Origin of the sequence: Streptomyces sp. F001, assembly GCF_004187715.1 — a bacterium.
Classification (GTDB): domain Bacteria; phylum Actinomycetota; class Actinomycetes; order Streptomycetales; family Streptomycetaceae; genus Streptomyces; species Streptomyces flavusporus.
Map to the genome: position 1 here is coordinate 1 of NZ_QZWF01000062.1, position 10,462 is coordinate 10,462.

At 64.7% G+C, this 10,462-nt stretch carries 11 protein-coding genes; 5 read left to right on the top strand and 6 right to left on the bottom strand.

The window, feature by feature from the left end; all coding sequences use genetic code 11:
- Positions 1 to 34: 34 nt before the first annotated feature.
- The 4 genes from StrepF001_RS42790 to StrepF001_RS42805 all read left to right on the top strand — a co-directional run bounded on the left by StrepF001_RS42790 (position 35) and on the right by StrepF001_RS42805 (position 4,165).
- Entirely contained in the window at positions 35 to 1,000 is a 966-nt protein-coding gene (locus StrepF001_RS42790; protein ID WP_129803483.1) for a pirin family protein, read from the top strand.
- 996 nt (positions 1,001 to 1,996) lie between these two features.
- Positions 1,997 to 2,653: a hydrolase gene (locus tag StrepF001_RS42795; RefSeq protein ID WP_129803484.1), complete on the top strand. Its 657-nt coding sequence runs from the start codon at positions 1,997 to 1,999 to the stop codon at positions 2,651 to 2,653.
- Complete coding sequence (locus StrepF001_RS42800) at positions 2,595 to 3,845, top strand: amino acid ABC transporter substrate-binding protein (protein ID WP_206307137.1); 1,251 nt, start codon at positions 2,595 to 2,597, stop codon at positions 3,843 to 3,845. Before StrepF001_RS42795 ends, StrepF001_RS42800 begins: the two co-directional genes overlap by 59 nt.
- Positions 3,842 to 4,165 carry an NAD(P)H-binding protein gene (locus tag StrepF001_RS42805; protein WP_240797972.1) on the top strand — a complete coding sequence of 108 codons (324 nt, stop codon included), beginning with the start codon at positions 3,842 to 3,844 and terminating at the stop codon, positions 4,163 to 4,165. Before StrepF001_RS42800 ends, StrepF001_RS42805 begins: the two co-directional genes overlap by 4 nt.
- A gap of 136 nt (positions 4,166 to 4,301) precedes the next feature.
- Here StrepF001_RS42805 and StrepF001_RS42810 read toward each other — a convergent pair whose 3' ends face one another.
- The 6 genes from StrepF001_RS42810 to StrepF001_RS42835 form a co-directional block, all read right to left on the bottom strand.
- The gene (locus StrepF001_RS42810; RefSeq protein WP_165396565.1) at positions 4,302 to 5,048 is read right to left on the bottom strand and encodes a GPP34 family phosphoprotein; all 747 of its coding nucleotides are present in this window, start codon (positions 5,046 to 5,048) and stop codon (positions 4,302 to 4,304) included.
- Between the two features lie 369 nt (positions 5,049 to 5,417).
- Positions 5,418 to 6,260: an alpha/beta hydrolase gene (locus tag StrepF001_RS42815; protein WP_129803485.1), complete on the bottom strand. Its 843-nt coding sequence runs from the start codon at positions 6,258 to 6,260 to the stop codon at positions 5,418 to 5,420.
- 64 nt (positions 6,261 to 6,324) lie between these two features.
- Entirely contained in the window at positions 6,325 to 7,668 is a 1,344-nt protein-coding gene (locus tag StrepF001_RS42820) for a glutaminase (protein WP_129803486.1), read from the bottom strand.
- 124 nt (positions 7,669 to 7,792) lie between these two features.
- Positions 7,793 to 8,149, bottom strand: a complete 357-nt coding sequence (locus tag StrepF001_RS42825; RefSeq protein WP_206307138.1) for an N-acetyltransferase — start codon at positions 8,147 to 8,149, stop codon at positions 7,793 to 7,795.
- Between the two features lie 112 nt (positions 8,150 to 8,261).
- On the bottom strand, positions 8,262 to 8,930 hold the full coding sequence (locus StrepF001_RS42830) for an NAD(P)-binding domain-containing protein (RefSeq protein ID WP_129803488.1): 669 nt from the start codon (positions 8,928 to 8,930) through the stop codon (positions 8,262 to 8,264).
- Entirely contained in the window at positions 8,927 to 9,997 is a 1,071-nt protein-coding gene (locus tag StrepF001_RS42835) for an LLM class flavin-dependent oxidoreductase (RefSeq protein ID WP_129803492.1), read from the bottom strand. Before StrepF001_RS42835 ends, StrepF001_RS42830 begins: the two co-directional genes overlap by 4 nt.
- Before the next feature lie 205 nt (positions 9,998 to 10,202).
- On the opposite strand from StrepF001_RS42835, the gene StrepF001_RS46775 reads away from it, so the two are divergent.
- On the top strand, positions 10,203 to 10,462 hold a 260-nt coding region (locus tag StrepF001_RS46775; protein WP_206307139.1), incomplete at its 3' end, for a hypothetical protein.

Below are 10,462 nucleotides of genomic sequence, written 5' to 3' on the forward strand. Positions count from 1 at the left end.
AAACTAAGTTGCGACAATCTACTAGGTTGTCGCCATGAGCAATCTTGATCGCGAGGCGGTTCCCGCCGTGTGCGGCGGCCGTGGATTCGTGGTGGCCGAGCCCGTACGCGAACTCCTCAGCCCCCGCCGCGTCAAGCTCGGCGAGTCCAGCGAAGTCCGCCGGCTGCTGCCCAACCTGGGCCGCCGCATGGTCGGCGCCTGGTGCTTCGTCGACCACTACGGCCCCGACGACATCGCGGACGAACCCGGTATGCAGGTGCCGCCCCACCCGCACATGGGGCTGCAGACGGTGAGCTGGCTGCACGAGGGCGAGGTGCTGCACCGCGACTCCACCGGCAGCCTCCAGACGATCCGCCCGCGCGAACTGGGACTCATGACCTCCGGCCGGGCGATCAGCCACTCCGAGGAGAGCCCGAAGTCCCACGCCCGCTTCCTGCACGGCGCCCAGCTCTGGGTCGCGCTGCCGGACGGCCACCGCCACACCGACCCCCGCTTCGAGCACCACGCCGACCTGCCGGTCGTCACGGCACCGGGCCTGCAGGCGACGCTCATCCTCGGCGACCTCGACGGCGCCACCTCGCCCGGCACGACGTACACCCCGATTGTCGGCGCCGACCTCGCCCTGGCCCGCGGCACGGACGTACGCCTGCCGCTGGAGCCGGACTTCGAGTACGCCGTCCTGTCCATGTCCGGCGAGGCCCACGTGGACGGGGTGCCGGTGCTGCCGGGCTCGATGCTCTACCTCGGCTGCGGACGCAGTGAACTGCCGCTGCGCGCCGAGTCGGACGCGGGGCTGATGCTCCTGGGCGGTGAGCCGTTCGAGGAGGAGCTCATCATGTTCTGGAACTGGATCGGACGGTCGCAGGAGGAGATCGCACAGGCGCGTCAGGACTGGATGGAAGGGTCGAGATTTGGGGTGGTGAAGGGGTACGACGGGGATCCCCTGCTGGCCCCCGAGCTGCCGGCGACGCCGCTGAAGCCGCGGGGAAGGGTCCGCTGACCTGTGGGAATGGCTGATGGGCTGGTGACGACCAGTCGGCCGTTCCACGTCGTCCCTCACAGGTCCCGTGCGGCCGCTGGGCGGCTGGGCGTGCTGTAAGCCCTTTGCGTTGTGCCGTGCCCGTCGAGGGTGTGTCCGTCTGTGGGTGGCTGTGGCAGGACACTTGCTAACCCTTTGCTCACTCCACTGACGCGTCATCAGATGTCGGCGGGGTTCGTGGCGCACCTCTATTGCGGTGGCGTTGTCATTGGGTGACCACCGCATAGATTCCGATCCGGCGGCGGACCGTCGCATGCTCTGGCGCACGGGCTTGCTGCTCGGTCTGTCACCTTGTGGAGGTTCTACAAGACGTGCGACTGCTGTAGTGGTGCTGCCTCGTGGAGGGGGCTGCCGTGTCGGAGCGCTCACAGCAGGTTCTTGGTCTGCTGGTGGTAAAGCGCAAGCAGTTCGCTGACCTGTGAATATGGCAGCCGTCGGGACGCTGTCGGGACCGCCGGCCCGGGAATGGTCCGGATCTTGATTGATGCAGACCTGGGGCTGCGGCTCTGTTGGATTGGCCGTAGCCGCCTGCTCCGAGCTGACGATCCCACCTGGCACAGGTTGTAGAGACCGTGTGAGATGGGCTGCGCTGGTGCGGGCGATGCAGTCGGCGCCTCATGCTGTCCGGGTTCCATACCAGCGCGGCCGGTGATTGTCGTGCGCGGTCAGGATCACAAGGGCGGCCGACTGGGATACGGCTGATGGTCCGCAGTGCCCCAACCTCGCAGCCCAGTTGCGCTTCACGGACACCGATGGCCATGCCTGACCAGCTCGCCTGAACGCCCAAGACCGACGCTAGTTGACGCGTCAATCATCGGCATCTAGCGTAGATGATGCGTCAACCAAATGGTTTGGGGTCGCCAGCCCGGCCATCCCGTATCTGCCTCACTGCGGGGCATCGAGATGTCGGTGCACTGCCGGAGACCCGCGGACGCAAAGTTCCAGAAGGGGAATCTCGTGAGTACTGAGAACAAGGCCGGACTCGGCGCGCTGCTGACGCCCGAGGAGAGCGTGCTCGCCCTCATCGACCACCAGCCGTTCCAGGTCGCCAACCTGCACAGCCACGAACCGACGATGGTCATCAACAACGCCGTCGGGCTCGCCAAGGCCGCCAAGGTGTTCGACGTTCCGACCATTCTGACAACCGTCCTGGAGGAGCGCGGCGGCCTTCTTCTCCAGGGTCTGCAGGATGTGTTCCCGGAGCAGAAGCCGATCAACAGGACCTTCATCAACACCTGGCAGGACGAGCGTGTCGTGGATGCCGTCAAGGCGACAGGACGCAAGAAGCTGATCATTGCCGGCCTCTGGACGGAGATCTGTGTGGCCATGCCGGCGATACAGGCGGCGGGCGAGGGCTTCGAGGTCTTCGTCGTCACCGACGCGTCGGGCGGTGTCTCGAAGGAGGCCCACGACATGGCGGTGCAGCGCATGATCCAGGCGGGCGTGGTCCCGATCACCTGGATGGCCGTGCTGGGCGAGTGGCAGCGTGACTGGGCCCGCGAGAAGACCGTGCAGGGTGCCGCCGAGGTCCAGGCGCAGCACGGCGGTGCCAGCGGTGTGGCCTTCGCCTGGGAGATGCAGCTCCTGGCCACGCCCACCGGAAACGAGGCCTGACATCGCCGCCGCCCCGGCACCGATCCGTATCGGGTACTGCCTGTCGTTAACCGGTTCCCTCGCGGACAACAGCCGGTCGGCCCGTCTGGTCCATGAAATCTGGCGTCAGGACGTCAACAGCCGGGGCGGCCTTCTCGGCCGCCCTGTGGAGTTCGTCCGGTACGACGAAGGGAATGCCGACAACGTTCCCAGGATCTACGAGCGGCTGATCGACGAGCACGACGTGGATCTCGTCATCGGTGGATACGGCACCAACACCCTGCTGCCGGCCATGCCGTTGATAGTGGAGCGGGAGCGCTTCTTCGTCGGGCTGATGGGCCTCGGCGTCAACAACGCGCTCCTCTATCCGAACTACTTCGCCATGATCCCCACCGGCCCGGATCCGAACGCCGCACTCACGGAGGGGTTCTTCGCGCTCGCTGCGGAGCAGACTCCCCGGCCGGAAACCGTGGCGCTCGTGGCTGCTGACGCCGAGTTCTCGCGCAATCCCGTTCTCGGCGCCAAGGCGAATGCCGAGAAGTACGGCATACAGACGGTCCACGAAGCCACGTATCCGCTGTCGACCGAGGATTTTGCTCCCGTGATCGACGCGGTCGCCCGAAGCGGCAGTGACCTGTTGTTCCTGTGCTCCTATTTGGCCGACTCGGTCAGCCTGGCGCGCACCATCCGTTCTCATCACTTCCGGCCGAAGATGGTCGGCGGTGCCATGATCGGACCGCAGAACACGGCGGTGAGGACGCAGCTCGGCCCGCTGCTCAACGGTTTCGTGAACTACGAGTACTGGGCGCCGGTGCCCAAAATGATGTTCCCGGGCGTTCAGGAACTGCTGAACACCTACCAGGAACAGTCCGCCGAAGCCGGTGTCGGCCTCCTGGGACACTACATGGCTCCACTCGCCTATGCGCAGATGCAGGTGGTCGCCCAAGCTGTCGAAGCGACAGACGGTTTCGACGACGCGAGCCTCTCGGCGTACGCACGGGAGGCGACCTTCCCGACCGTCATGGGCGATGTCAGGTTCGGAGCCAAGGGAGAGTGGTCGGAACCGCGTGTGCTGCAGGTCCAGTTCCAGGGAGTGTCCGGCCATGAGGTCGGCCAATTCCGGAACGGGTCGAGGCAGATCGTCGTATCCCCACCGGAATCTTCTTCCGGCAAGCTCATCTTCCCTTACGCGGAAGCTCTCACCGCCGAGTGACGGAGGCCAAATCCTGGCGGGAGCGTGACCTCGGGGACGAAGTCGAGTACTACTTCGCCGTGAAGAAGGGTGCAGACGTCGTACTCAGCCGCAGCGATCTGAATTGGTTGATTCTCCGTCCCTCACTCCTCCTCGACGATCCGGGCACCGGCACCGTGTCTCTCGGGCCGGCGGAGCTCCATGGGGAGATCGCTCGCGAAGACGTCGCCGCTACCCTCGCTGCACTGCTCCACGAGCCCCGGATCGGTCCGCAGATCCTCGAACTCAACACGGGGTCGACACCCATCGAGGGGGCGGTCCGTGCGAACATCCGTTCCTGAACTACGCATTGGCGCTGGACTTCGGCAGCCGGACTGAGTAGTGCAACGGTGAGATCCGTAGGCGCGTCTGTCGTCAATCTCACGGGTGACGATGAGCAGAGTTGCCCACGCGACTCGGCGGTCACTGTGAAAACACTCACTGATGCGACGACGCCACGGCGGCTGTGCTGATGACGCTATTGACGATGACTGCGGTCATGGTGCGTGTGACCGCTTCGCTGGTGGCTCCGGCACCCCAGTTGCCGCGTTCCAGCTCCTGAGCACGGTTGATCACCGCCGGGGTCCAGGGGATCTGCGGGTCGAACTGGGGGAGCGCACCGCTGGCCCAGATCAGAGCCGCAAGTGCGGCGATGCGAGCGGTTGGCTCCGTACCGTCGACGAGGACGTCACGGACTTCTTTGAGGAGGCCGGCCCGACGCCCGTTCTGGCTGTCCTTGAGGACGGTCATCTTGAAGAAGCCGAGTACCTTGCGGTTGTCCCTGCGAATGTCGCCGCGTGCGATGAGGCGCTCCAACAGGGGGTGACGGAGTCTCGGACCGATCGCGGGGAGCACCGTCTGCACGCCACGCGGTTTGTCCGACACATACTCCCAGGCGGAGAGGAGGATCTCATCCGACGGCGGCGCCTTCTCCCGGACGGCTTCCACGTTGATGGACCCGGTCCGGGTTGTCTTAATGGCTACGGATTCGTGAAGGGCAAGGTCCGCGAGCACAGCCCCGGCGAGCACGTAGAAGAGGGTGTTCTCGCCGGCGATGACTCCGGACTCGGGTTGAAAGAGCAGAAGCAGGAGGTCCTCGGGCAGGATCGGGGATTCAGGACTATTCGCCGTCCAGGGTGTCTTTTCCCTTGCTTCGATGGATGGTTCGTCAGGCCGCTGAGTCATTTGTCGGTACCCTCTCCTGTGGTGTGAACTGTTGTCTTTCCTCTTCTAGTTCCTCGGCTCCCGCGTTACACCCGTCTCCGCCGGGATGGTCGGATCTGTGAACAACGGGGCTTCGGTGGCGTGTTCGGCGTTCTCATCGAGCGGTGTCCATGACTCGTACGTGGACCGCTCCAGGGGCAGGGGTTTGCCGGCCGCGACAATAGTCTGAGCGGGGCGGTCTCCGCCGACGGCATGTCGTATCCCTTCCACGTTCGAGGGGCGTATGTGGCGCCTCACCATCAGTTCGGCGCCACATACGCCCCTCGTCGGCGGCGATGACGCGGTTCCGCGTCATGAGAAGCCGTCAGGGGAACAGCCGGTCATCCACCGTCACTTCGAGAGGAAGTCGCGCAGCGCGGTGTTGACCTCGTCGGCGTGGGTCCAGAGCAAGCCGTGCGGCGCTCCTTCGACCTCGACGTAGTCGGCCTCGGGGAGTGCTTTGTGGAATCGGCGCCCAGTGGCGTCGATCGGGAGGATGTTGTCCTTCGTTCCGTGCAGGATCAGTGCGGGCTTGCCGCTCGCGCGGACCGCCTCGACGTCGGCGCGGAAGTCCTCGATCCATGCCGGTACCACAGCGTACGCAGCCACCGGAGCGCTGCGGATCGCGACGTTCCAGCTACCGGTCACGACCTCCTCGCTGATACGGGTGCCGAGGTTCTCGTCGAGGTTGTAGAAGTCCGCGTAGAACTGCTTGTACCAGGCGTACCGATCCGCCTTTGCGGTCGCGGCGATGCCGTCGAACACCTCCTGCGGCACCCCGTCGGGGTTGTCGTCGCGGGCGACGAGAAACGGCTCGAGCGAGGCGAGGAAGGCGAGCTTCGCGACACGCTCATGACCGTAGCGAGTCACGTAGCGGGCGAGTTCCCCGGTGCCCATCGAGAAACCGACAAGGACGACGTCCTGCAGGTTGAGGGTCTCAAGGACCGTGTTCAGGTCAGCGGCGAAGGTGTCGTAGTCGTAACCGGAGTTCACCTTCGACGACTGGCCGAAGCCACGACGGTCATAGGTGATGACCCGATAGCCCTGGGCCAACAGCTCGCGCGTCTGACGTTCCCAGCTGTGCCCGTTCAGCGGGTAGCCGTGGATCAGGACGACCGGCTGCCCGGAACCCTGATCCTCGTAGTAGAGCTCGACCGGCGTACTGTTCTCCGTGCCGACGGTGATGTAACCCATGATTTCTTTCCCTTCTGGCCGACGAAACGGACGCCGACCCATATCTGCCTGTGAGAACTTCGTGTTATCGGAGGCGGGTCAGAGGATTCGCCGTTCCGCCTCCGGCTGGCTCCTGTGCTGAGCTGCCCCGCGTCGGAATCACAGCTTGATCCACGTTGTCTACGACTGTGACTCGGCCACTATCGCCGGGATCGGGATCGGGCATGATCGATTCTGGGTCGACGAGGTAGACCTCGTGACCACTCAGCGTCAGCCGGCGTGCGACCTCCAGCAGCACGCGCCGTGCCACGTCGTCGATCGAATAGACCCTTGTCAGGTCCAAAGCCACCCTGACGTCCGAGGGCGAAATGTCCATGGCTTCCTGAACAACTCTCTCGGCTCCGGCAAAGCCGATGCCACCTTGCAGTTGCAGGACCCGGAGCGCGTTCGGTCCGCTGCCAACGACATGGTGGGACCGCACGACGGCACGCGCGGCGGCGGGGACCTCCATCACATGCAGACCCATGTCTGAAGAGAATCGTTCGAACAGTGACAGCCCGCGAACGCTGTTCCCGTGACCATCCAGTCGTGGTGAGAACGTGGCAATGCCGATCTGTCCGGGGAGCGCGCCGATCAGGCCCCCGGCCACCCCGCTCTTTGCCGGAATACCGACCTGGGTCGCCCAGTCACCAGCGGCGTCGTACATTCCGCAGCTGAACATGACGCTCAGCACCTGACGCACCACCGGTTCCGGCACCACCTGCTCACCCGAGAGAGGGTTCATCCCACGGTTGGCCAACGTCGCGGCCATCATGGCCAGATCTCGCGTGGTGACGAGCACGGAACACTGGCGGGTGTAGCCGTCCACGATGGCCCTTGGGTCCTTGGTGAGGACATTGTGACTGCGGAGCATGTGGGCAATGGCGAGGTTGCGGTGCGCGTGCTCCATCTCTGACGCACATACTGCCTCATCCATCTTCAGTCGACGACCGGCGAACGCCGAGAGGCCGTGGAGCACGCGTTCCACACGCTCTGTCGGATTCAGGTCCTCCGCGCCGGCCAGTGAGTGTACGGTGATCGCGCCGGCGTTGATCATGGGATTGAGAGGGCGCCCCGTATCGCTTTCGAGAGAGATCTCGTTGAACGCCTCTCCGGACGGCTCGACACCGACTTTGGCGAGCACAGGGTCGAATCCGCGATCAGACAGGGCCAACGCATATATGAACGGCTTGGAGATCGATTGGATTGTGAACTCGATATCGATGTCACCGGCACCATAGACCTCTCCGTCAATCATGGCAAAGGCCGCGCCGAGGCGCTCGGGGTCCGCTGCTGCGAGCTCAGGGATGTATCCCGCCGGCTCTCCGGACGTGTCCGACTCCACATCTCTCAGTACCTCGGCCAGATAGTCGGGAATGATTGGCCGCATTCGTCCTCCATGCATAATTGCAATCTTCACGCTGTGAGAACCGCGTTGCGTCCGCCCTGGTACCAGGAGGCACCTGGCGGCGCTTCACTGCGTCACATTGTCGATGCAACCCAGGGAGATGACCTCACGCTTCGCCGAGCGCGGCGCGCGTGATTACTCCTATGTCGTCAGGTATCGGCTGACGGAACACACCACCGTTCGCGATAAATTCGTCGCCATGCACCCGCAGATGGCGAGCGAACATCGGGCACAACGGCACGACGGTGACGTTTTCGCGAATGCTGTCTGTGAGTGCCTTGCTCACCAGCAGCGCAACCAGATCACGTCCACCGAAATCCTGGAACACCTCGGTATGGAAGAATATTCGTTCTTCGCTTGCGCCAGGTATGACGACGAAGTCGGCCGTGCCGACGGGTGTTTCTTCGGCGCGAACAATTGTGTAGGAGCTGATCGGGCTGGCGAGATCGAGCTCGACCGTCACGGATGCACCGGTGTTGTCAGTCAATCCTTGAGGCATCTGACGGTCTTTCTGTAGAGAGCGTCACGGCGTGGCCACAGTTCTCCGGTCCGGCCGAGGCGCTTCTGTTTTTCTGTCACGAGTGCTCAAAAAGTCTTGTCGGAGCAGGGGTGGCGGTAAGCACGCGAAGCCGGTCGGCGTCGACATTGGCTCCGAAGGCGGGGGTTCCGGGCTCGAGCCGGACACCCGCTGCGAGGTCGCCGATGGTGAGGGGGTCGAATCCGAGAGTGTCGATCAGCGCAGACACGACGGCGAGATCCTCGGGCGAGTCACCGGCGATCGCGATGGCCTTGCGTCCGAGGCCGCCGGCTGGACGAGCCCCGTCTTCGAGGTCGTGGTAGCCCATGTGGTTGAGGGCTTTCACGACACGTGCGCCCGTCAGGAACCGCTGAACGACTTCGCTCGAAGAGGTGTCGGGCGGGAGGATCGCGTCGCGGGGACCATCGACCTCCCACCAGTGGTTCATCGCGTCGATGACCAGCTTTCCCTCCAGCTTCGGGACTGGGAGGTCGCGGTGTTTGCCGAGAGGGAGAGCCAGGACCACCACGTCGGCGGCATCCGCGGCCTGGGCCGGCCATACGGCGGTCGCTCCGGGGGTGAGGATTTTGGCGGTAAGCGCGATCTTGGAGGGGTCACCGGACCCGGAGATCAGGACTCGATAGCCGGCGGCGACCGCCAGGCGCGCCAGGACGGTGCCGACTTTCCCGGCTCCCAGGATCCCGATAGTGGTGACAGGGTTGGTCATCGCGTCGCTCCCGCCGTGGCCGCGGGCTGCTCGGCCAGAAGCTCGCGGATCCGAGGGATGACTTGGGTGCCGTACAGCTCGACCGAACGCAGACGTGCGGAGGCTGAAACGGTGCCGGCGGCGGAGTAAATCATGTCGAACCGGCCCGCGTTCAGTACCCGGATGGCATGGGCGATCTTGGCCGCGACCGTCTCAACCGAGCCGACGTACAGCGACCCGCGGTCCACCTCGGCGTCGAATTCCTCCCGGCGGAGCGGCGGCCAGCCGCGCTGCCCCCCGATCCGGTCGCGGATCTCCTTGTACCCAGGGTAGAAGAGCTCCTTGGCCTCTTCGTCAGTGGAGGCGACGAAGCCGGGCGAATGCGTCCCGATCGGCTGTGCGGTCGTACCGAACTCCTGGCTGGCACGCCGGTACAGATCCACGTAGGGAGCGAACCGGTCGGGAGCGCCGCCGATGATTGCGAGCATGAGCCGGAAGCCATATTGGGCGGTGCGGAGCACGGACTGCGGTGTCCCGCCAACCCCTACCCAGGTGTTGAGACGTCCCGAATCCGTCTTCGGGTACACGTCCGCATTGTGCAGGGCGGCACGCGTGGTGCCTTCCCAGGTGACCGGCTTCTCGTCCAGGAGCCGATGGAAAAGGTCGATCTTCTCCTCGAACAGCACCTCGTAGTCCTTGAGGTCGTACCCGAACAGGGGGAACGACTCGGTGAAGGAACCGCGTCCGAGGATCACCTCGGCGCGGCCGTTGGAGAGCGCATCGACCGTGGCGAACCGCTGGAACACTCGCACCGGGTCGTCCGAGGACAGCACTGTCACGCCCGAGGCGAGCCGGATGCGCTTCGTGGCTGTCGCAATGCCCGCCAGCACTGTCTCAGGGCTGGAGATCGCGTACTCGGGCCGGTGGTGCTCGCCCAACGCAACAACGTCGATACCAACCTGGTCGGCAAGGACCGCTTCGGTCACCGCGGCGCGGATCGCCTGCGCGTGCGAGACGATCACGCCCTGGTCGTTTCGGGGCCGGTCTCCGAAGCTGTCGATACCGAACTCGATTTGCGAAACATCCATCGTGTTCACTTCGCTCAACGCTTTCGTTGTGTCGGGGTGTAGCGGTGCGTGGTTCGTGACGACCGGGCGGGACGTCCGTCCCGGGCGACCTGCGCGAGTTCTCCGCCGGGCAGGTCCCGCGCCCACACCACCTCCGCCGATCTAGTTGACACGTAAACCATGACATCTCTGTGGTTTACATGTCAACCAGATCGTGGCGCGGTGGGTGCAGCTGCACGTCGCCGGTCGGGGCGCCCCTCTTGACAGGCCCCGGCGGTGCAAGCGCTCCCAACGTCACGAGATCCGCGACCCGCTGTTCAACGACTGCGGGGGGCTTGGCGCTTTCGCGCTCGGCGACATCGGCGCGCGCATTATCGAGCTTCTCGACGACGATCAAACCGATGCATCTGCAGCTGCTCTCGATGACGGGTTTCACGGCCGCTTTCCCGCCTGTAGCCCGTTCAGCAGACTGAGCCCTTTCAGGGT